We start from the raw sequence: 19,859 nt of genomic DNA, 5'->3' as shown, positions 1-19,859 counted from the left end.
ACAAGGAGACGACAATGGCTCATCGCAATCCTGGCAACTTTGCAAACGATCCAACCAAAGCGGCGGAGGCCGGCCGCAAGGGCGGCAAGAAAAGCGGTGGTAATTTCGCCAACGACCGCGAGAAAGCTGCAGAGGCAGGCCGCAAGGGCGGTCAGAACAGCCACGGCGGTGGCGGAAAAAAATCGTCTTGAGTGGTGTATGCCAGGCTTGCTAGCGGGCCTGGCATTTAGCAACCAGTTGATTAGCAGTGGATAGCAAGCCATCGCGCCTACGATTTATACAGAAGAGAACACTGCATAATCATCACCGTGGCGCATTTATTGTTCGCGAATATCCCCAACGCAGCTATCAGCCACTGTATACCGCCCACTATCGATTAGCCTGTACAGTCATCAAAGATGTACAGTTTTTAATAATAGACCGCATATCCAATCCTGTTAGAACCCGCTCATAATCTTCAAGCCCAGGTTCGTCAACTTTGACGGCTAAGTGGGGCAGGAGCGGCCGATCGTTCCCTTGGGGTCGACGGGTGATTATCTGTGGGAGCGGGTGAAGCAACGCTGTCCGCTTCTGCCTTGTCGTTGCCGCCCCTATCAACGACTGGGCGCTGCTGTTCCTGCGCACGACCGGCCGTCTCTCGCTGCTGCTCGTGCATGGCGTGCAACCTCCAGGCCGGGCTTGGATCGAGGATCCGCTCGGCCGACTGACCACGCTACGGGTACTGGCGGTGCTGCTGGTGTTCCTCGCCAGGAGTGGAGCCTGGGTGAAGGGCAATTCGCCCGGCTGCTGGCGGTCATCTTTACTGCGCCAATGATCGAAGGGCCCGGCAGGATCGCCCTACGCAAGCGGCTGCCGTGGCAACGAAGTGCTTCGCGCCAATCTCGACGGCCGAAGAGCGACTTTTGCGAACGGCCCCGGCACACCAAACAGCAAATTGACGAGCCAACGCCGCGATCGATTCGACACACGGCCGGCGCAGTGACTGAAATTCTTGGTGCAGCGTCTACAGTGCGATTATCAGGGTAGGAAAGTGACGGCTGAATCAGAAAAAACAGTCCGAACTTTTTGCCGTGCCAGCACCCTGTATGAACACTGCAAACGAGGCCTGGGAACACCATGATCAAGTCCGCCAAACACCGCGCCACCGTCATCTGCCACCAGCAGGGCAAAGTCCTGCTGGTGCGCAAGGCCGACGCGAAATGGACACTGCCCGGCGGCAAGATCGAAGCCCATGAGGGGCCGGCCGAGGCGGCGCTGCGCGAGCTGTGCGAAGAAACCGGGCTGGACAGCCAGGCGCTGGAGTTTCTGGCCCTGCACGAGTTCGACAGCCGTCCCCATCACGTCTTCCGCGTCACGGTGCCGGAAACCCTGGCCGCGCGCCCGCTGAACGAAATTGCCGATTGCCGCTGGTTCTCGACCGTCGATCTGAACAAGGCGATCAAGAAATCTGCGCGCAAGCTGCTCGAACTCTACTTTCCAGGTAACTCCGGCGAACCGGCCTGACCGCTTGCAACGCTGGGCTCAAGCCTGGCGGTCGCCCTCGATCATCTCGTGAATACGGTTGGCGATCGCCTGCATGGTGAAGGGCTTGGTCAACAGGCGCATACCCGGCTCCAGATGGCCGTTGCCGATCACCGAATTCTCCGCATAGCCGGTAATGAACAGCACCTTCAGCTCCGGGCGCTCCAGACGAGCCAGGTCGGCGAGCTGTCGGCCGTTCATTCCGCCGGGCAGGCCGACGTCGGTGACCAGTAGATCGATGCGCACATCCGACTGCAGAATCCGCAAGCCTGACGCTCCGTCACCGGCCTCCAGGGTGGTGTAACCCAAGCCCTCGAGCACCTCCATGACCAGCATGCGAATGGCCGGCTCGTCGTCGACGACCATCACCGTTTCGCGGCCGGCATTCTGCTCCTCGGCTTCCGGCTCGAGCGGTTCGGCGTCCGCCTCGTCACTGCCGTAGAGGCGCGGCAGGTACAGGCACATGGTGGTGCCCTGGCCCACCTCGGAATAGATACACACCTGGCCGCCGGACTGGCGTACGAAGCCGTAGACCATCGACAGCCCCAGGCCGGTACCCTCGCCTATCGGCTTGGTGGTGAAGAACGGCTCGAAGGCGTGCTCGATCACCTCCTCGCTCATACCGGTGCCCGTGTCCGTCACGCACAGCGACACGTACTGGCCCGGGGGCACGTTGCGACCGCGCGCCGCGTAGTCGTCGATCCACTTGTTGGCTGTCTCGATGGTCAACCGGCCGCCCTGGGGCATGGCATCGCGGGCGTTGAGGCACAGGTTGAGCAAGGCGTTTTCCAGCTGCGGGCCGTCGATGAAGCTCGACCACAGCCCCGCAGCCAGTACTACTTCGGTGGTGATATGCGGGCCGACGCTGCGGCGCACCAATTCTTCCATGCCGGTGACCAGGCGATTGACGTTGGTTGGCTTGGGGTCCAGGGTTTGCCGGCGCGAGAACGCCAACAGCCGGTGGGTCAATGATGCAGCACGCCGCGCTGCACTCTGCGCCGCACTGACATAACGGTCGAGATCGCCCAGGCGGCCTTGGCCGAGGCGCATCTGCAGCAGCTCCAGCGAACCGCTGATGCTGGTCAACAGGTTGTTGAAATCGTGGGCGATGCCGCCGGTCAGCTGGCCCACCGCCTCCATCTTCTGCGACTGGCGCAAGGCATCCTCGACCACTCGCAGGCGCTCCTGCTCCTGCAGGCGCTCGGTGATGTCGTAGACGAACTGGTAGGCGCCGATCTGCCGGCCTTCGGTATCGCTCAGGCGGCTGAAATGCATCTCGAAGTGGCGAATTCCCTGCTCGGTGTCGAGCGGCACCACCACCTCGAACTCTTCACCAGCCAGCGCCCGCTGCCACGGGCCGAGAACGGCTTCGAGGTGTTCTGGCTGATCCTTGAGGGCTTCCTGGAGGTTCTCGCCGATCTCCGGGCGGGCACCGAACACTCGTTCGTATTCGCGCATGCCCGAGCCATTGATGGCGATCCAGCGATAGTCGAAGCCCATGATGAAGATCAGTGCGTCGGCGCCGTCCACCACCCCGGCCAGTACGCGACGCGCCTCGTTGGCATCACGCACCCGGGCTTCCAGGGTTTCGTTGAGCTGGCGCAGCGACTCCTCGGCCTGCTTGCGCTGGGTGATGTCCTGGAACAGCACTGCCACCTGCTTGCGGCTGGCGGGGCCGACGCGAAAAGCGCTGATCTCCAGGTGCCGGCCGGTGGCGATCAGCTCCTGCTCGAAGCGAATCGGCTCACCGCTGTGCAGCACGTGGGCATAGCGTTCGACCCAGCTGTCGGCCTCCTCGCCCACCATCTCGCGCAGCTTCTGGCCGACCACGTTGCGGATACCGGCGTGTTCGGCATAGGCCGGGTTGGCTTCGATATGTACATAATCGCTGAGCGGCCCGTGGGGGCCGTCGAAGAACTCGATGACGCAGAAGCCTTCGTCCATGGTGTTGAACAGGAACTCGTAGCGCTCGCGTTCCTGGGCAAAGGCATGCTCGACGCGGCGCTGCTCGGCGATGTCGATTTCCTGAATGAACAGGCCTTCGACCCGCCCTTGGGCATCGAACTGCGGCTGGTAGCTGAAATCCAGTTGCTGCCCCGGCCGGCCCGGCACCTCGAAATTGCGCGCGCGTACCGCACGGCCGCGTCGGTAGGCCTCTTCGAGCAGGTCGATGAAGCGCCGCGCCATGCGTCCGCTAAGCACCTCACGGGCCGGGTGGCCGACCACGTCACCCAGGCCCAGCAAACGCTGGTAGGCCGGGTTGACGGATTCGAAGCGCAACTCGTCGCCGCGCAACACGGCCATCGCCGCTGGCGCCTGATCGAAGATCTGCTGGAAATGTTCTTCGCCAGCCGAGGCCGGGCTCGCGCCGCTGGCTGCCGCCAGACGAGCCTTGAGACCGGCATTCTCTGCCTCGAGCGCGTGCAACCGCTGCCGAAGCGCTTCGGCGTCATCAGATATCACGATAGAACCCAAGCCGGCAGAGATAAGGAGGCGGAGCGAGGCGCCATTGAAGCCTGTCCGGCGGTTTTTTTCTACCGCCCCGACCATTTATATTCACAGCCGGGCGCAGCGCTGCGTAGCTGGCAACGCGCGGGAGCCCGCGCGCCACTGTGCGACTCAGCGACGGCGTGTCACGCCAACTTGAAGCGGTTGACCTGAGCTTGCAGGTCGGCCCCAGGCGCGCCAGATCGACGCTGGCGGCCGAGGTCTCCTCGGTTGACTGCTGGGTTCGCCGTGCCAGGGCGCGAACCTCATCGGCCACCACGGCGAATCCGCGACCCGACTCACCAGCCCGCGCTGCCTCGATGGCCGCGTTGAGGGCCAGCAGGTCGGTCTGCTCGGCGGTGCCCTTGATCACGTCGAGCACGGTGCCGATATTGCCGCTGTCATGCTTGAGTGACTCGATGGCGTGGGCCGAATCCTCGATGGACACGGCCAGCTTCTCGATACGCGCCACCACCTGCTGAACCGTTTGCCGGCCTTCCTGGGTCTGCTCGTCGGCGTTGCGCGCATACTCGGCGGCCGATTCGGCTCAGCGGACAGGTCGCCATTGGCCACCTGCCTGGCCACAAGGCGACCGGCGCGTCGATCAGCGTGTGGAAAGCGAGACCCGCACCTTTTCCAGTAGCTCGTTCATCTTGAACGGCTTGGCAAGCAGCTCCATGCCGCTGCTCAGGAACACTTCGCGGTTGATGGCCTTTTCGGCGTAGCCGGTCATGAACAGGATCGACAGGTTTTGGCGCAGCGCGCGCGCTCGTTCGGCCAGTTCGCGGCCATTCATGCGCGGCAGGCCCACATCGGTGAGCAACAGGTCGATCTGCGCAGCGCTCTGCAGATGCACCAGTGCGGTTTCCACATCACCGGCCTGCGTGCAGCGATAGCCTGCCTCTTCCAGCACTTCGGCGACGAAGACGCGCACCGAGGGCACGTCCTCGACGATCAGCACATGCTCGCCGGCACCGCGGTAATTCGACTGCTCGGCGCTGCCCTGCTCCAGCAGCGGCTCGCTGCTGACCGGCAGCATGACGGTCACTTCCGTGCCGCGTCCTGGCGCGCTGCGGATGCCCGCATGCCCCCCGGACTGACGGGCGAACCCGTAGATGGTCGACAACCCCAGGCCGGTGCCCTGGCCCACCGGTTTGGTGGTGAAGAACGGGTCGAACACCTTGTCGATCAGCGCATGCTCGATGCCGGTGCCGTCGTCGCGCACCGACAGCGCGATATAGGCGCCATCGGCCAGGTTCGGATCACCGCAGGAATGGGCAGTGTAGGTCGTCACCCAGATGTGGCCGCCCTGGGGCAGCGCATCGCGGGCGTTGATCACCAGGTTGAGCACCGCGCTCTCCAGCTGGCTGGGGTCGACCAGAGCGATCGACGGCTTGCCGTTGAGCTCCAGGGTCAGGGAAACCTGCTCGCCGATGGTACGCACCAGCATTTCTTCCAGCGAGCGGATGCGTTCGTTGACGTCCACCGCACGGTTATCCAGGGGCTGCTTGCGGGCGAAGGCCAGCAGGCGATGGGTCAGCGCCGCGGCGCTCATCGCCGAGTTGAGGGCCGCGTCGGTGTACAGCTGCACGCGGTCCAGGCGATGCTCGGCCACTCGCTTCTGGATCAGCTCCAGGCTGGTGATGATGCCGGTGAGCATGTTGTTGAAATCATGGGCGATGCCGCCAGTGAGATTGCCCAGCGCCTCCATCTTCTGCATCTGCAGCAGCTGCGCTTCGGTGCGCGCACGCTCGGCCACCTCGTGGGCCAGTTGGCTGGTGGCATCGTCGAGCTGGGCCTTGTGCAGGCGCTCGCGGCGGCGGTGCTCGGTAACGTCCTCGACGAACACCAGGCTCAGGGCCGAATCCTTGTAGGGCGACACCTGCCACTCCGTCTCCCGCGGCTCGCCGCGCACCTGCATGGTCAGCGAACCGCGCCAGCGCTCACCTGCTGCCAGCCGCGCACGCAGTTCGTCGAGCATGCTCGCCTGGTCTTCGGCGAAGCACCGGGGCAGGCCCTCGTCGCCATCGATCAGTTGGGCGAAGGCGTGGTTGCATTCGTGCACTGCCAGGTCGGCATCCAGCACGGCGATGGGCGCGCTGACGTTGACGAATATCTCCCGAAAGCGCGCCTCGCTGGCGCGCAGGGCATCTTCGGTGACCCGCACGCGCAGCAGCGTACGCAGCGTGGCCAGCAGCACGTCCGGGTCGACCGGGTGCACCAGGTAGGCGTCGGCCCCCGCTTCGAGGCCAGTGACGATATCACCGGTCTGAATCGATGCGGCGGATACGTGAATTACCGGCAGCAGCGCGGTACGTGGCTCGGCACGCAACGTACGAACGATGTCGAAGCCGCTCATGTCCGGCAGATTGACGTCCAGAATCAGCGCATCGATCGGCTCGCTGCGAATCAGCGACAGGCCATCGTCACCGGTGCCGGCTTCGAGCACCTGGTACCCATGGCGCTCCAGGCGTCGGCGCAGGGCGTAGCGGGTGGCCGCGTTGTCGTCGACGATCAGCACGCGGCTATCAGTGTTCATCGGCTACCTCGGTGGTGATGGCCAGCGGGATGATCACCGAGAACACCGAACCGACACCCGGCTCGCTCTGCACGCCCACTTCGCCACCGAGCAGCGCCGCGAAGCGCTTGCACAGCGACAAGCCCAGGCCGGTGCCGCGCAGGCGTTTCTGCAGCGGCGAGTCGATCTGCGAGAAGTCCTCGAACAGAGCGTCGTGCAGTTCGGGGGCGATGCCGATACCGGTGTCGCTGACCGCGAAATGTATCCGATCACTGCCTTCCAGGCGCGCCGACACCCTTACTTCACCGCGGGCGGTGAACTTCAACGAGTTGGAGATGAAATTGCGCAGGATCTGCGCGAGTTTCTTGTCGTCGGTGTACAGCCTCGGCAGGCCGACCGGTTCTTCGAAGATCAGGTCCACCGCGCGGGCATCGACTATGGGTCGAAACATGCCGCGCAGCGCCGAGAACAGGTCGAGCATGTCGAACCAGGCCGGCGAGATGCTGATGCGCCCCGCCTCGATCTTGGCGAGGTCGAGCAGGTCGTCGACCATGTCGCTGAGTTCGCGCGCCGCCGTGCTGACGAAAGCGACCTGGCGATGCTGCTCGGGGCTCAGCGGGCCATCGAGCTCGTCGCTGAGCAAGCTGGTGATGCTCAGGATCGAGCCCAGCGGGGCGCGGAACTCATGGCTCATGTAGGACAGGAAACGGCTCTTGAGGTCCGATGCCTGGCGCAGCTCATCGGCCTGGTTGTCGAGCTCGGCGTACAGGGCCAGTACGCCCTGATTGGTTTCCTCGAGTTCTTCGCGCAGCGCGGCACTTTCGCTGCGCAACTGGGCGATCAGCGCGGCCTGCTCGGCGTGGCTGAGGTCTTCGGGTTCAGCCATGGACGGCCTCCAACGCGATGACCACGACCGTGACATCGTCACGGCCGCGGCAGAAATCCCGGTGCAGCACGGCGGCGATCACCGCCGGATGACGATAGGCCAGGCCCGGGTAATCGTTCAGGTTCCAGCGCGACTGCAGGCCATCGCTGTGCAGGATCAGCAGTTGCCCGGTCACTTGCTCGAAATCGAACGGCTGCGCCTTGCGGTACTGGCCGCCGACGACGCCGGGATGCGAGGCCAGGCCGCGGGACTTGCCGGCGCCGATCAGGCTGGCGGCGATGTTGCCGATGCCGACGAAGCGCAAATGGCCGCTGTCGGGCTGGGCCTGGGCGATGGCCACGGCGCCGCCGCGGGTGCCATGCATGACGCGGTGCAGGCCGTCGATCAACAGCAGCGGATCATTGAACGGTCCCTGGCAGAAGGCTTGCGTACAGACCTCGGCAGCCTGCTGCGCTTCTTCACCGTGGCCCAGCCCGTCGACCACCAGCGCGCTGATGCCCTGCTCGTTGATCGCCACATGCCAGCCGTCGCCACAGGCCGGGTCACCGTTGAGCGCATGCTGGCTGACACCGAACGGCAGGTCGGGCTTCTTGGCCGAACGTGGATAGACGCGCGCCAGCAACACGGCGCCACGAGCATCGGCGTAAGCGTCGAAGACCTCAGCCTGACGGCTGATCGCGCCGAGACCAATGCCCTGTGTGCCACCGGTGGAATAGCCGTCGGTCAGGCAGGCATCGAGGTCGAAGCCGGCGGCGCGATCCACGGCGACGATTTCCACCCCGGCGCCGTTGCCGCGCGGCAAAACGCGCAGGTGCAGCTCGCCACGACCGGCATGCTTGAGCAGGTTGCTGGCCAGCTCCGTGGCCACGAGCGCCACCCGCCCGGCATCGGAGGCGTCGAAGCCCTGCCCTTCGGCCAGCTTCTGCGCGGTGCGTCGGGCGTGGCCGACCTGGCTGTCGTCGTCGATGGGCAGCACCTGGGTGACGCTGCCGTTGATGCTCATGTCCATCGGGTGATCGTGATCCTGGTGCCTTTGCCTGGCTCGGTGTCCAGTTCGAATTCGTCGACCAGGCGCTTGGCGCCGGTCAGGCCGAGGCCCAGGCCGTTGCCCGAGGTCCAGCCATCGGTCATCGCCAGCTTGAGGTCAGGGATGCCCGGCCCCTCGTCGCGAAAGGTCAGGCGCAGGCCGACCCGCGTACTGTCATCGAGCACCTGCCAGTCCATGTCACCGCCGCCGCCATAGACCATGGTGTTGCGCGCCAACTCACTGACTGCGGTGACCAGCTTGGTCAGGTCGATCAGCCGCATGCCGCATTCGGTGGCCAGCTTGCGGGTGGTCTGGCGGGCCAGCACCACGTCCTGCTCGATGATGATCGGCTGGGTACCACTGCTGCGTACGATCATCGCCGCGCCACTCGCTCACGCAGTCGCTGCATGCCGCGCTCGACATCCAGCGCGGTGCTGACGCCCGGCAAGGTCATGCCCAGCTCCACCAGGGTGATGGCCACCGCCGGCTGCATGCCGACCAGCATGGTCTCGGCATCCATGATGCGCGACAGGCCGGAGATGGTGCCGATCATCCGGCCAATGAACGAGTCGACCATGTCCAGCGCGGAGATGTCGATCAACACGCCGCGGGCCGAGGTCTTGCTGATCAGTTCGGCGAGGTCGTCCTGCAGGGTCAGGGCCAGCTGGTCGTGCATGTCGACCTGGATGGTCACCAGCAGGAACTCACCCATTCGCAAAATCGGAATGCGCTCCATGGGCTCACACCGCTCTGTCGAGGCTGACGCCCTGGCGGCTCAGCGCCAGCTTCAGGGCATCGGCCAGGTTGGCCTTGGTCACCACGCCCTGCAGCTCGAGGCCCAAGTGCACGATGGTCTGGGCGATCTGTGGGCGGATGCCGCTGATGATGCAGTCGGCGCCCATCAAGCGAATGGCGGTCACGGTCTTGAGCAGGTGCTGGGCGACCAGGGTGTCGACGGTCGGCACGCCGGTGATGTCGATGATGGCGATTTCCGAACCGGTGTCGACGATGCGCTGCAACAGCGATTCCATCACCACCTGGGTGCGCTGAGAATCCAGGGTTCCGATCATCGGCAGTGCCAGGATGCCATCCCACAGTTTGACCACCGGGGTGGACAGCTCCAGCAGTTCTTCCTGTTGACGCTTGATCACCGCCTCGCGGGATTTCTGGAAGGTGCGGATGGTGTGCATGCCCAGATTGTCGAACAGCTCGGACACCTCCAGCAGTTGCTGGGCCTGCTCTTGCGGCTGGCCCTGGTAGTGGCGCTGCAGCAGGGCGAACAACGGGCCCTTGAGGGCGAAGATGAAATTGGCGGTCTGGTGCGAGTCGTGCCCTAGCAGCGCGCGGCTGGCCGATAGGCGCTCGAGGAACTGGCGAACCTTTTCCCAGGCCGGCGAGGCGATATTGGAGCCACTCTCGCCTTCCAGGGCAGCCAGGGTTAGTTGCAGAAACTCGGCGGTCTGCTGCTGCAGCTCCTGCTCCTTGAGATTGCGGGTCGAGCCGCTGGCCTCCAGGCCCTGGCTCCACTCAACCAGCAGTTGCGCCTGGTTGTTCTTGATTGCCTGGACGGTGCCGGTCTGCAGTGCTGCCATGAGCCAAAACTCCTAAACGGATACAGGCCGATTTTTTTGATCGGCGTGAGAAAGTGACAGTGAGGGGTGGCAATAGTTTGGAGCAGGTTTTGGGCGCGGATAGTACGGGTAAACAGGTGGCGTACAGAAGCGAAAAACGCGGTTAAAGTGACATCATCCGCAACGCCGCAGACCAGCGGTCTGAAGGTTCCTGCAAGCCCAGCCGAAAAACGCGCTCCGGGCCGCTCTACAGCGCAGTTTTCCTGGCTTACGTGCAACTTCGCGGACGGTCGGAAATGATGGCGCAGTAATCTGGAAGTGACCGTATACTGGCGCCACTCCAATGACATGGAACTAGACCCATGCGCCTCGACACGCTGACACTCAAGACCCGACTGATCATCGCAGTGGCCATCCCCTGCATCGCCCTAGTTCTGGTCGCGGTGACCAGCCTCAACAGCATGTCGAACATGCAGAAAGAGGCCAGCGCGCTCTACCTCAATACTTCCGCCCCGATGCGGGCGATGGCCGAAGCCGCCTCGCGCATCCCACGCATGCGCGTGGGCATCGACATGATGCTGCTGCAGGAAACCGCCCTGCGCGACGAACGCGGCGTCAAGACCCGGGTGCAGGAAGCACTCAACGAGGACATTCCCGGCATGCGCGAGGCCATGCGCAACGCCGTCGAGGCCCAGGTCAACCCCGAGCGCCGCGCCCAGGCGCAGCGTCTGCTCGACCAGTTCGAGAGCATGGTCAGCGGCGAACTGACGCCGATGCTGCAGGCCCTCGACGGCGGCGACATGGCCCGTGCCCAGCAGATTTACCGCGATCAGTACGCCAAGAGCTACGGCGTGATGCGTGGTGGCGCCAACGAGCTGCTCGACGCCCTGCTGAAGCAAGCCGAACAGCAGAACCAACGCAGCACCGACAACTATGAGCAGGGCCGTGTGCGTCAACTGGCGATCATCGTCCTGGGCCTGTTGGTATCGTTCGTCGCCTCCTGGCTGATCGTCACCAACCTGCGCCGCCGGGTGTCTACCCTGCAGAGCAGCCTGGGCCATGCTGCCGACAACCTGGCGCTCAACTCGCCCATCGCGCTCAGCGGCAGCGACGAGCTGAGCGACATCGCCCAGAGCTTCAATCGCTTTCTGGAACGGGTGCACGGCATCATGCAGCAACTGGCTGGCAACTCCCGCCAGCTCTCAGCCATGGCCCGCGACGTGGCCGAGCGTGCACGTCTGACCCAGAGCAACTGCGTGGCGCAGAGCGACCGCACCGTGCAGGTGGCCACCGCCATCCACGAGCTGGGCTCGACGGTCAACGAAATTGCCGGCAACGCCGAAAACGCCGCCCAGGTAGCCCGCGAGGCGACCGGCTACGCCAACAGCGGGCGCGAAGTGGTGGGCCAGGCAAACCGGCAGATCGACGCGCTCAGCGGCGAGCTGGAGCAGACCGCCAAGGTGGTCGGCGAGCTGGCTGGGCAGATCGAGGCGATCAGCGCGACCCTGGGTACCATCCGCAGCATTTCCGAGCAGACCAATCTGCTCGCCCTCAATGCCGCCATCGAAGCGGCCCGCGCTGGCGAGCAGGGCCGCGGCTTTGCCGTGGTAGCCGATGAGGTACGCACCCTGGCCAGCCGCTCGGGCGCCTCCACCGAAGAAATTCAGAAGGTCATCGATCGCCTGCAGACCGAGTCGCGCTCGGCGGTCGAAGCCATGGCCAAGGGTCGCCAGCAGAGTGAGCGAGTGGTCGAATACGCTGGCAAGGCCTCCGAAGCGCTGGAGCAGATCAACGGCCATATCGGCCAAATCAGCGACCAGAACATCCAGGTTGCCACCGCAACCGAGGAACAGTCCGCCGTTGTCGAGGAGATCAACCGCAACGTCGAGCAGATCAACCAGTTCACCCAGGAAACCACGCAGATCGCCGACCAGCTGAACGACGCCAGCAGCAACCTGCAAGACCTGTCGCGCCAGCTCGACGAGCTGGTCGGCAACTTCAAGCTCTAAGGGTCTGTTCAAAGTCTTTTGTGTGCATGAAGAGGCAACTACAAGGCAGAGGCTGCCGTTCGCCAATCCACTGTGGGAGCGGGCGGGGACGCCTAGTTCATGCGCGCGAAAAATCGCGGGCGTGGCCCGCTCCCATGGATAGTCACCAGTCCATCCTTCGGGAACGAAAGGCCGCCACCGCCGGCGCGATGCCCGCGGTGGCGCGTTTCTACCCCTTCGCTTCGTGCTCCGGCGCCAGCAGCCGCGCGCCCAGCACCACTGCCCCGCCCAGATAAGCCACGGCGCTCCACGCCGCCATCAGAATGCCGCCGAAGCGCTGGTCGTCGAGCTGTTCGAAGCCGAACGCTCCCAGGCATAACTCCGCGGGGTAGATCAGTTTCGGCGCCATGATCAGCACCACGCCGAGCATGGTCATGTGCACGAACGTCAGGAAAAAGCCGAACATGGCCGCAGCCAGGCCACGGCGCGAATCGCTGGCGAACCCAAACAGCCAGACGCCGAGCCCTACGGCCAGAAAGCTGACCTGCTGGGCGACGAAGGCCCCGACGTTGAGCGCCGCCGCCTCGTGCAGGGACGGTGCATGCCAGCCCCACACCACCGCCATTTCGGCGGCGAATACCAGAGAAATCGCCGCGCTGCTGTGGCGCAGCCGATCCACTCGCAGCCCGGCACGGGCCAAGCCGATGGCCAGCAGCGGCGCAGCCAGCGCGATCACCCCCAAGTGCAGCAGCATATGGGCGGAAAACGCCGTGCGACTCATCGCTGGCAACGGGCCCAACCAGCAGGCAGCCAGTACCACGAAGCCAAGAATGAGCGGCCAGTTGCGCCCCGCAGCGACCTCCCCGCGTCGCTCAACCATCGCCTGAGCGCCCCATGGCGTTGGCGATTTCCCGAACCGCATCGGCTGGCGCCATTTGCAGCGGAATCAGGCTGGCCAGCTCCCCGTTCGGGCTCATCAGGTAGACCGAGCCAGTGTGATCGAGCATGTAGGTGTCGCCCATCGGCACTTTGCGAAAATACACGCCATAGGCGTCCGCGACCTTGCGGACCTGCTCCGGGCTGCCGGTCAGGCCGACGATGCGGGGATCGAAAAAACGCGTGTAGGCGGCCAGCACTTCGGGCGTGTCGCGCTCAGGATCGAGGCTGATGAACAGCGGCTGGATGGCCGCGCTCCGCTCGCCAAGGCCATCGAGCACCCTGGCGACCTGCACCAGGGTGGTCGGGCAGATATCGGCGCAGCGCGTAAAGCCGAAGAACACCAATAGCCAGCGGCCTTCGAAGCGCTGCTGGGTAACGGCACGCCCCTGATGATCATGCAGCTCGAATGGTCCGCCGATGCGCTGACCGGCATCGATGGCGGCCGCCAGCGGGGTGCGCGCTGGCCACAGCTGATACGACAGCGGCAACGCGGCGAGCAGCAGCAACGCCAGCCCTGCGCTGGTGGCCAGGGTGCGGTTCACGTGGGCGGCCTCCTCGTTACGGTCGGCAGCGCCACATGGCTGCCTGCAGGTAGTGACCGCGTCCGCTCAGGCAGAGTGCGACCTGTTAAAGGTAACCGCACGTCTCTGTCTGGCGCGTCATACCTTGGCCGATGACGACAGTTGCAGCCAAACCGAGAACGCACCCAGCCCGGCCCAGAAGATGGTGAACATCCAGGGTGAGCGCAGGGAAAAGCGCAGGGACTTCAAATAGCGCTCCTTGCTGGACTCATGCTCGCTGAACAGCGGCGACTCGTCATAGGCGTGGCCGAACTTCGGCTCGCTGTGCAGCAGTTGCTCCTGCTTGAAATGCCAGTGCGAGATGATCGCCGCCGAGGCGCGAATGCCCGGCCAGGCATTGAGCGAGCTGACGATGCCCAGCAGCGCCAGCAAGGTCGGAACCACCAGGGTGAACAGATCGCCCCAATCGGGGTTGGCATTGGCCATTGAAGAGGCGTACGCGATGACCAAGAAAGACTGCGCCGCTAGATAGGCGTTGGTGCGGTCGGCCATCAAGTTGGTTTCGTACTGGATTTCCCGGCGATAGAAATCCAGGCGCTCCTTGGGGGTGCCGAACATCAGCGAGTCGGACACTTCGCTGCTTTCAGCAGGAATTTCAGGGTCGGCAGAGATAATGATTCGGGACAATTCGAGATTACTCGTACGGCGGTGATCAGGGTCGAGAACGGCACTTGCAGCAGGCTGCAGGCGCCGTCACGCATTAACGCTTGGCGTGGGTATCCGGCGCTTCCGAGCGGGTCAGGAAGGCGTCGGTAAGTTCCGGCAGGTGATCCCTGATCCACTCGGCCATCGCCTCTTCCTGGGGCAGGATGATTTCGCAGACCCGCTGGGTCTCCCGATCTCCCGCTGCCTTGGCCGCAGCGATCAGCACGGTGTAGGAAGCGATTTCGAGATTTTCGAACACGTAGCCGCTCATTGCCCCTTTGATCACTTCATCGCTCATTACCGAGCCGCCGGCCGCCTGGCCGAAGGCAGTCAGCTTGCCGGCGATGTCCTTGAGCATTGACGGCTTCTCACCGAGACGCTCCAGGCAACCTTCCAGCGATTCGCGCTGACCCTGGGTTTCCTCGATGTGTTGTTCGATACGGGTCTTGAGCTTTGGATAATGCTCGAGCCGCTCGGCCTGCGCCTTCAACATCTGTTCAGCCTGCTGCTCCATCGCATGGGCATCACGTAGCCAGCTCAACAGGTTTTCGGCCTTGGTCGCCATGATCGTTCGCTCCTGGCTATTCGAAGATTCATTATTGGGAACGAGCCCGCGAGCAATACGTTCGCAATTAAGGACGAGTGGTTATTGTACGAATCAATAATTAAGAAAGCCTGATCATTCGCGCAATATAAAAAGCCGTACAACTCTCAGATAATCTGTACAGCTGAGCCCTACATATAATTATCCGTATGGAAAACTGAGGACTGTCCATTTGATTCTGCAAATAAAAAGCCCCGCAAGGTGCGGGGCTCGGCATGGGCATCGCTCAGGCGGTTGGGCGCTGGCGACGATCCAGGTTGCGGCGCGACCACATCAGTTTGGCGGCGGTCGGGCTCACTGGAGCACCCGTGAAGGTAGGCAGCTGGCGGCGCACCCAGCGGGCGCCAGCGCCCTTCCACGAAATCTCGCCACTGACCAGTTTCTGGTCGCGCTCAAGCTCGTGCGCCAGGGCACGCAGTTCGTTGTGGTCGACCACGGTACGGCGATCTATGGCACGGCAAAGTTGGGTAGTCCCACCCTTGGCGACTGTCAGTAGAAATTTTCCATCCGGGCGCGGCGTCAAAGTGATTTCGTGATCAGGCAACGCAGACGCAAGCACTTCAATGGCAACAGCAGTCATCGGAAAACTCCCTTGGTGAATGACGATTTAACGTCACTCGCTATTGCACAGCGCATGCCAATACGAAAATGTCAGCGAACACTTGTAAACAGGGCACTTTCCCGGACTTTCACCTGAACCACTAGTGCAAAGTGCAAGATGCAAGTTCAGGCCCACTGCATTTTGCATGCCATCAAAATACAACTATGCGAAATCGATTTGCCGCCATACACAACCAGCTAGCTCCAGTTAATTTACAAAGCTTACGAAATTAACGAAGTGCTCCCTTATACAGGCAGCAGAAACTGTTGCCGAGTGGCAGAGACCGCCCGCAGGCGGTCCATCTCACTACCGGTCAAGGCCGCAGGATGACCTTGCGGCAATCGTCTTCCTGCTTGTCGAACAGGCGATAGCCTTCGGCGGCATCGGACAGGTTCATGCGGTGGCTGATGATGACCTCCGGCTGCAGCGCGCCGTTCTGGATGCGCTCCAGCAGATCCGGCAGCAGGCCGTGCACGTGGGTCTGGCCCATCTTGAAGGTCAGGCCCTTGTCGAAGGCGTCACCGAACAGGAAGCCATGGATGAAGCCCGCATATACCCCGGGCACGCTCACCGTACCGCCGCGCCGGACCGCGGCGATGCACTGGCGCAGTGCCTTGCCACTGCTGCCCTCGAGCTTGAGTTGGGTGAGCAGGGTTTCCGTGGCACTGCCCTTGGCCTCGAAGCCGACCGCATCGATGGCCGCATCCACCCCGCGGTAACCTTCGGTCTGCTCGATGATCGCTTCGGCCGGGTCATCGACCTTGTCGAAGTTGATCGGCACCACGCCATAGGTGGCCCGTGCGTATTCGAGGCGGTACGGCTGGTTGTCGACCATGAAGATCTGCCTGGCACCCAGCATCCGCGCGCAGGCGGCGGCCATCAGCCCCACCGGGCCGGCACCGTAGATGGCCACGCTGCTGCCCTCCTTCACGCCGCCGTTGATCACCGCCTGGTAGCCGGTCGGCAGGATGTCGGTGAGAAACAGTACACGCTCGTCATCGAGCTCATCGGGAATCTTGAACGGACCGGCGTTGGCCTTCGGCACCCGCACCAGTTCCGCCTGACCGCCGGGCATGCCGCCATACAGGTGGCTGTAGCCGAACAGCGCGGCACCGGAAGGAATCTGCTTCTTGTTGAGGATGGCGCCGCGACCGTCATTGGTCGTTTCACAGGCGGCGTGCAGGTTCATGTCGCAGAAGAAGCAGCTGCCGCAGGCGATCACGAACGGCACGATCACCCGGTCGCCCTTGCTGACCGCCGTCACGGCGCTGCCGACCTCCTCGACGATGCCCATGAACTCGTGGCCGAACACGTCGCCATGCTTCACCTGGGGAATCTTGCCGCGGTACAGGTGCAGGTCCGAGCCACAGATCGCGGTGGCGGTCACCCGCAAGATGATGTCGTCCGCTTCCTGGATGACGGGATCGGGTACGTTGTCGACGCGAACGTCGTGGCTGCCGTGGTAGGTCAATGCGCGCATGCTGCTCTCCGGAACGAGGTTTTTTGGGGGCCTGTTCTAGAGTCCGAGGAAGCGCCGAATCCTTTAGTTCAGCCGCCAGGATGAGTGGCCTGCAACCGCCGCTTACGCTTGTGGGGCGGGGCTTTGCGGCATTTTGAAGAATCCGGTATCGCGCTTGCCGGGCACTGCAGCGAAGGCGCTGGAAAGGTCGGGCCTGCACGCCGTTGCGCGCCGCCAACGCCCAGCTTGCTACTATCGCCCGCTGCATCCATCGCACGAGGCCACCCATGAGTGATGACCGACCACCCCGCAAGCGCGCGAACCTGCCCGCGGGCAAGGCGCCGACCCTGGCAGACGTCGCCAAGGTGGCCGGGGTATCGCCGATCACCGTGTCGCGCACCCTCAACCAGCCGGAGATCGTGCGCACGGCGCTGCGCGAGAAGGTCTTTCGCGCCGTGCAGCAGACGGGCTACGTACCGGCCATGCTCACCAACGCTGCCGAGCAGCGCAGCCGCTTGATCTCCCTGCTGGTGCCGACGGTAGCCAACTCGATCTTTGCGGACACCGTGCAGGCGCTGATCGACACCCTTACCGAAGCCGGCCACGAAACCCTGATCGGCCTGACCAACTACAGCGCCGAGCGCGAAGAGCAGTTGCTCGACACCATCCTGCGCCGCCGCCCCGATGGCATCGTGCTCACCGGCACCCTGCACACCGAGGCCAGCCGCATGCGCCTGTCGCGCTCGGGCATCCCCATCGTCGAGTCCTGGGACCTGGCGCCGCGGCCGCTGGACATGCTGGTGGGCTTTTCCCACGAAGCGGTCGGCGCGGCCATCGCCCGCTACCTGACCGGCAAAGGCTATCGGCGTTTCGCCGTGGTGACCCTGGATGACCCGCGTGGCCTGCGGCGCTGCGACAGCCTGGTCGAGGAACTGGCCAGCCTGGGCATCGATGCAGTGCCCCGTGTCGTGCTGCCGCCACCGGCAACGGCCGACCTCGGCCGCGAGGGCCTGCAACGCCTGCTGTCCGCCGGCGAGCGCCCGGAAGTGCTGGTGTGCAGCTCCGATACCCTGGCCCACGGCGTGCTGGTCGAGGCGGCCGAACGGGGCATCCGCGTGCCGGATGATCTGGCGGTGATGGGCTTCGGCGACCTGAACATCGCCGCGCACCTGCAGCCTTCGCTGTCCACGGTACGCATCAACGGCGCCGAAATCGGCCTGCAGGCCGCCCGCGCCCTGCTCCAACGCCTCGACCATCCCCATGAGGAACCGGTGAAGGTGCGCATCGATACGGGCTTCAGCATCGTCGAGCGGCAGAGCGCCTGAGGGCTGACCCATCCCCGACTTTGCTGTTTGGCCGGTTGGCGTTAGCGGCCTGTCGTTCTCGTGGGATGGACTGGTGATTATCTGTGGGAGCGGGCCATGCCCGCGAAAAAAATCATGGGCATGGACTAAGCGCCCCCGCCCGTTCCAACAGGCGAAGCATCAATGGCCGCTCCTGCCTTGAAGCAGCCCTGAAGCCCTGTTCAATCCCTTGAATGATTACCTAATCAGCTTAACGTCCGGATTCACGCCAGTGATTTCAACCACCTGGCCGCCCCAACAACAACGTCAAGCGAGGTAATCCGCGTGAGTGAACACACCCTCCCCCATGGCTGCGCAGACCAGGATCAGATCGCCTGGGTGCGCATCGCCTCGGTCTTTCTGCCCCTGGCCAACCCGATCAGTGATGCCAAGGTACTGACCGGCCGGCAAAAGCCGATGACCGAGATCGCCATGCTGTTCGTGGAAATCGAAAGCAAGGATGGCCACCGCGGCCTGGGCTTCAGTTACTCGAAACGTGCCGGCGGCCCCGGCCAGTTCGCCCATGCCCAGGAGATCGCCCCGGCGCTGCTCGGCGAGAACCCCAGCGATATCCAGAAGCTGTGGACCAAGCTCTGCTGGGCCGGCGCCTCGGTGGGCCGCAGCGGCCTGTCGACCCAGGCCATCGGCGCCTTCGACGTAGCCCTGTGGGACATGAAAGCCAAGCGCGCCAACCTGTCCCTGGCCCGCCTGCTTGGCGCCCAGCGCGACTCGGTGCGCTGCTACAACACGTCCGGTGGTTTTCTGCACACGCCCCTGGAGCAGTTGATGACCAATACCGATCTGTCTCGGGAAAAGGGCATCGGCGGCATCAAGCTGAAAGTCGGCCAGCCCGACTCGGCCCTCGACCTGCACCGCGTCGCCACCATTCGCAAACACCTGGGCGACGACTTCCCGCTGATGGTCGACGCCAACCAGCAGTGGGATCGCCCCACCGCCCAGCGCATGTGCCGACGTTTCGAGGACGTCAATCTGGTGTGGATCGAGGAGCCGCTGGACTGCTACGACGCCGAAGGCCACGCCGCCCTGGCCGCTGCGTTCGACACGCCGATCGCCACTGGTGAAATGCTCACCAGCGTGGCCGAGCATGCCGAGTTCATCAAAACCCGCGGCGCCGACTACCTGATGCCCGATGCGCCGCGGGTCGGCGGCATCACCCCGTTCCTGAAGATCGCCGCCATGGCCGAACAGGCCGGCTTGATGCTCGCGCCACACTTCGCCATGGAACTGCACGTGCACCTGGCCGCCACCTACCCGACCGAGCCCTGGGTGGAACATTTCGAATGGCTGGAGCCACTGTTCAACGAACGCCTGGAAACCCTTGACGGGCGCATGCTGGTGCCGAACCGACCGGGCCTGGGCCTGTCACTCAGTGAGCGGGTGGCCGGCTGGACCGCCCAACAAGTGGAATTCGGCAAGCGCGGCTAAACGCTGCGCACTGTGAACACGCTACCGGCTCTGTGCCGGTAGCGCCGTTTTATACGCACCGATTGACGCCAATTTTTTATGTAACCATCTTTAACCGCAACAGCCGAAGCACTACACTTCGCGCCCCTCGCTGTGGAACATCCTGTAAATCGCGTGGAACGTCGGCGAACAGAGCGCCCGGTATTAAAGGTTCCGTGGCTCTGGTCGAAGTAATGGAAACCCAAGGATCTTTTCTCTGTCAGG

At 63.8% G+C, this 19,859-nt stretch carries 17 protein-coding genes and 3 pseudogenes; 6 read left to right on the top strand and 14 right to left on the bottom strand.

The genetic code is table 11. The annotated features are described in order from the left end of the window. Positions 1-32: 32 nt before the first annotated feature. Both BVH03_RS14070 and BVH03_RS14065 read left to right on the top strand, forming a co-directional pair. Positions 33-191 (top strand): annotated as a pseudogene (locus BVH03_RS14070) (general stress protein); the annotation flags it as partial. A gap of 925 nt (positions 192-1,116) precedes the next feature. Continuing rightward, positions 1,117-1,503 carry an NUDIX hydrolase gene (locus tag BVH03_RS14065; protein ID WP_075961747.1) on the top strand — a complete coding sequence of 129 codons (387 nt, stop codon included), beginning with the start codon at positions 1,117-1,119 and terminating at the stop codon, positions 1,501-1,503. 18 nt (positions 1,504-1,521) lie between these two features. Here the strand turns inward: BVH03_RS14065 and BVH03_RS14060 are convergent, their stop codons facing one another. The 8 genes and pseudogenes from BVH03_RS14060 to BVH03_RS14025 form a co-directional block, all read right to left on the bottom strand. Beyond that, positions 1,522-3,984: a PAS domain-containing protein gene (locus BVH03_RS14060; protein WP_075961746.1), complete on the bottom strand. Its 2,463-nt coding sequence runs from the start codon at positions 3,982-3,984 to the stop codon at positions 1,522-1,524. A 247-nt stretch (positions 3,985-4,231) separates the two neighbouring features. Further along, positions 4,232-4,483: pseudogene (locus BVH03_RS26890) on the bottom strand (methyl-accepting chemotaxis protein); the annotation flags it as partial. A gap of 129 nt (positions 4,484-4,612) precedes the next feature. Next, entirely contained in the window at positions 4,613-6,547 is a 1,935-nt protein-coding gene (locus BVH03_RS14050) for a hybrid sensor histidine kinase/response regulator (protein WP_075961744.1), read from the bottom strand. After that, complete coding sequence (locus tag BVH03_RS14045; protein ID WP_075961743.1) at positions 6,537-7,412, bottom strand: sensor histidine kinase KdpD; 876 nt, start codon at positions 7,410-7,412, stop codon at positions 6,537-6,539. The genes BVH03_RS14050 and BVH03_RS14045 overlap by 11 nt, the downstream gene beginning before the upstream one ends. Beyond that, complete coding sequence (locus tag BVH03_RS14040) at positions 7,405-8,415, bottom strand: ATP-binding protein (RefSeq protein WP_075961906.1); 1,011 nt, start codon at positions 8,413-8,415, stop codon at positions 7,405-7,407. Before BVH03_RS14040 ends, BVH03_RS14045 begins: the two co-directional genes overlap by 8 nt. Next, a complete protein-coding gene (locus BVH03_RS14035) occupies positions 8,412-8,816 on the bottom strand; it encodes an anti-sigma regulatory factor (RefSeq protein ID WP_075961742.1) in 405 nt (134 codons plus the stop codon). Before BVH03_RS14035 ends, BVH03_RS14040 begins: the two co-directional genes overlap by 4 nt. Continuing rightward, complete coding sequence (locus BVH03_RS14030; protein ID WP_070885344.1) at positions 8,813-9,175, bottom strand: STAS domain-containing protein; 363 nt, start codon at positions 9,173-9,175, stop codon at positions 8,813-8,815. Before BVH03_RS14030 ends, BVH03_RS14035 begins: the two co-directional genes overlap by 4 nt. Positions 9,176-9,179: 4 nt before the next feature. Beyond that, entirely contained in the window at positions 9,180-10,031 is an 852-nt protein-coding gene (locus tag BVH03_RS14025; protein WP_075961741.1) for an STAS domain-containing protein, read from the bottom strand. A 341-nt stretch (positions 10,032-10,372) separates the two neighbouring features. Here BVH03_RS14025 and BVH03_RS27235 point away from each other — a divergent pair. Further along, positions 10,373-11,161, top strand: a pseudogene (locus BVH03_RS27235) (MCP four helix bundle domain-containing protein); the annotation flags it as partial. An 18-nt stretch (positions 11,162-11,179) separates the two neighbouring features. After that, complete coding sequence (locus BVH03_RS27230; protein ID WP_371915360.1) at positions 11,180-12,019, top strand: methyl-accepting chemotaxis protein; 840 nt, start codon at positions 11,180-11,182, stop codon at positions 12,017-12,019. Between the two features lie 208 nt (positions 12,020-12,227). On the opposite strand, the gene BVH03_RS14015 is transcribed toward BVH03_RS27230, so the two are convergent. The 6 genes from BVH03_RS14015 to BVH03_RS13990 all read right to left on the bottom strand — a co-directional run bounded on the left by BVH03_RS14015 (position 12,228) and on the right by BVH03_RS13990 (position 16,848). After that, a complete protein-coding gene (locus tag BVH03_RS14015) occupies positions 12,228-12,878 on the bottom strand; it encodes a cytochrome c oxidase assembly protein (RefSeq protein WP_075961739.1) in 651 nt (216 codons plus the stop codon). Beyond that, entirely contained in the window at positions 12,871-13,479 is a 609-nt protein-coding gene (locus BVH03_RS14010; RefSeq protein WP_075961738.1) for an SCO family protein, read from the bottom strand. The genes BVH03_RS14015 and BVH03_RS14010 overlap by 8 nt, the downstream gene beginning before the upstream one ends. Positions 13,480-13,596: 117 nt before the next feature. Then, positions 13,597-14,145: a hypothetical protein gene (locus BVH03_RS14005; RefSeq protein ID WP_075961737.1), complete on the bottom strand. Its 549-nt coding sequence runs from the start codon at positions 14,143-14,145 to the stop codon at positions 13,597-13,599. A 73-nt stretch (positions 14,146-14,218) separates the two neighbouring features. Next, positions 14,219-14,728, bottom strand: a complete 510-nt coding sequence (locus BVH03_RS14000; RefSeq protein WP_075961736.1) for a ferritin-like domain-containing protein — start codon at positions 14,726-14,728, stop codon at positions 14,219-14,221. 265 nt (positions 14,729-14,993) lie between these two features. Then, complete coding sequence (locus tag BVH03_RS13995; protein ID WP_075961735.1) at positions 14,994-15,347, bottom strand: DUF3509 domain-containing protein; 354 nt, start codon at positions 15,345-15,347, stop codon at positions 14,994-14,996. A 334-nt stretch (positions 15,348-15,681) separates the two neighbouring features. Then, positions 15,682-16,848, bottom strand: coding sequence for a zinc-dependent alcohol dehydrogenase (locus tag BVH03_RS13990; protein WP_075935067.1), 1,167 nt, complete (start codon positions 16,846-16,848; stop codon positions 15,682-15,684). Between the two features lie 266 nt (positions 16,849-17,114). On the opposite strand from BVH03_RS13990, the gene BVH03_RS13985 reads away from it, so the two are divergent. Then, positions 17,115-18,152: a LacI family DNA-binding transcriptional regulator gene (locus tag BVH03_RS13985; protein ID WP_075961734.1), complete on the top strand. Its 1,038-nt coding sequence runs from the start codon at positions 17,115-17,117 to the stop codon at positions 18,150-18,152. Positions 18,153-18,455: 303 nt separating this feature from the next. Continuing rightward, on the top strand, positions 18,456-19,616 hold the full coding sequence (locus BVH03_RS13980) for a mandelate racemase/muconate lactonizing enzyme family protein (protein WP_075961733.1): 1,161 nt from the start codon (positions 18,456-18,458) through the stop codon (positions 19,614-19,616). The last annotated feature ends 243 nt before the right edge of the window (positions 19,617-19,859 follow it).

This window comes from Pseudomonas sp. PA15(2017), assembly GCF_001945395.1.
In the GTDB taxonomy this organism is placed as follows: domain Bacteria; phylum Pseudomonadota; class Gammaproteobacteria; order Pseudomonadales; family Pseudomonadaceae; genus Aquipseudomonas.
This window is presented reverse-complemented; position numbering and strand designations above follow the sequence as displayed.

Coding starts and splice junctions, on each gene's coding strand:
- BVH03_RS14045 (WP_075961743.1), bottom strand. CDS start 7,412: ATGGCTGAACCCGAAGACCTCAGCCACGCCGAGCAGGCCGCGCTGATC.
- BVH03_RS13995 (WP_075961735.1), bottom strand. CDS start 15,347: ATGACTGCTGTTGCCATTGAAGTGCTTGCGTCTGCGTTGCCTGATCAC.
- BVH03_RS14015 (WP_075961739.1), bottom strand. CDS start 12,878: ATGGTTGAGCGACGCGGGGAGGTCGCTGCGGGGCGCAACTGGCCGCTC.
- BVH03_RS14040 (WP_075961906.1), bottom strand. CDS start 8,415: ATGAGCATCAACGGCAGCGTCACCCAGGTGCTGCCCATCGACGACGAC.
- BVH03_RS14030 (WP_070885344.1), bottom strand. CDS start 9,175: ATGGAGCGCATTCCGATTTTGCGAATGGGTGAGTTCCTGCTGGTGACC.
- BVH03_RS14035 (WP_075961742.1), bottom strand. CDS start 8,816: ATGATCGTACGCAGCAGTGGTACCCAGCCGATCATCATCGAGCAGGAC.
- BVH03_RS14050 (WP_075961744.1), bottom strand. CDS start 6,547: ATGAACACTGATAGCCGCGTGCTGATCGTCGACGACAACGCGGCCACC.
- BVH03_RS13990 (WP_075935067.1), bottom strand. CDS start 16,848: ATGCGCGCATTGACCTACCACGGCAGCCACGACGTTCGCGTCGACAAC.
- BVH03_RS14025 (WP_075961741.1), bottom strand. CDS start 10,031: ATGGCAGCACTGCAGACCGGCACCGTCCAGGCAATCAAGAACAACCAG.
- BVH03_RS13985 (WP_075961734.1), top strand. CDS start 17,115: ATGAGTGATGACCGACCACCCCGCAAGCGCGCGAACCTGCCCGCGGGC.
- BVH03_RS14065 (WP_075961747.1), top strand. CDS start 1,117: ATGATCAAGTCCGCCAAACACCGCGCCACCGTCATCTGCCACCAGCAG.
- BVH03_RS27230 (WP_371915360.1), top strand. CDS start 11,180: ATGCAGCAACTGGCTGGCAACTCCCGCCAGCTCTCAGCCATGGCCCGC.
- BVH03_RS14000 (WP_075961736.1), bottom strand. CDS start 14,728: ATGGCGACCAAGGCCGAAAACCTGTTGAGCTGGCTACGTGATGCCCAT.